The sequence below is a fragment of the Vibrio sp. 03_296 genome (genome assembly GCF_002265885.1).
The window spans coordinates 1-666 of sequence record NZ_NPKW01000542.1 but is presented as its reverse complement, the minus strand read 5'-3'; the positions used below and the strand labels follow the sequence as shown (position 1 = coordinate 666).

Annotated in this window: 1 protein-coding gene; it reads right to left on the bottom strand. The window is 31.9% G+C overall.

Going from position 1 to position 666, the window contains the following annotated elements; translation table 11 throughout:
• Positions 1–70: 70 nt before the first annotated feature.
• Positions 71–304 carry a hypothetical protein gene (locus CIK04_RS26045; protein WP_128824709.1) on the bottom strand — a complete coding sequence of 78 codons (234 nt, stop codon included), beginning with the start codon at positions 302–304 and terminating at the stop codon, positions 71–73.
• Between the last annotated feature and the right edge of the window lie 362 nt (positions 305–666).

Sequence of the window (666 nt, the reverse complement as noted above, 5' to 3'; positions counted from 1 at the left end):
TTGGCTAAGAAAAAAGTTGTGTTTATACGCCAATAATGCTCACCTGCCTAATCCTCTATATATCCTGACTCTAAAGCCCCATGAAGGTCGCAGATAGTATGGACTTCATATCCGTCATGATTTTTTTCATACCGTCAAATATAAAATATTTCTCTTTTGAATTAATGTCGCAAATGAGATTGGATAAATTTTCTGACATAAAAGTAAGTATGTTATATCCAGGTAAATATGAACGCCATAAATATGTATATTCAGGGCCACGTTTTATGGTTAATGATGTGCTGACCATTTTTTGGTCAAACATACTTGATGTCTTTATTGTTGAAATACTGACAGCTTCAAAAATGAACTCACCATTTGGTTAGTGTGTGTTTTAKGTTCTTTTGTGTCATTCAGAGCACTGATTTCTAAAGTAACTTCAATGTTTATAACAGGGATACCATGATTAAAAATTCTCCCGATGAATTTTTGGTGTTAAGTCATATATGTCTTGTTTAACTATATCCATAGCATAGACCTGACATGAGATGGTTAAAAATAAGGAATTATCACTAGATTAATAATTTATTCTTCTTGTTTTTTTTCTCTACTGTTTATTATTCCCTAATTTCCTACATAGCTTGTAGTCATCAAATCAACGCCATTAGGTACTACAGGGTTTTTAAA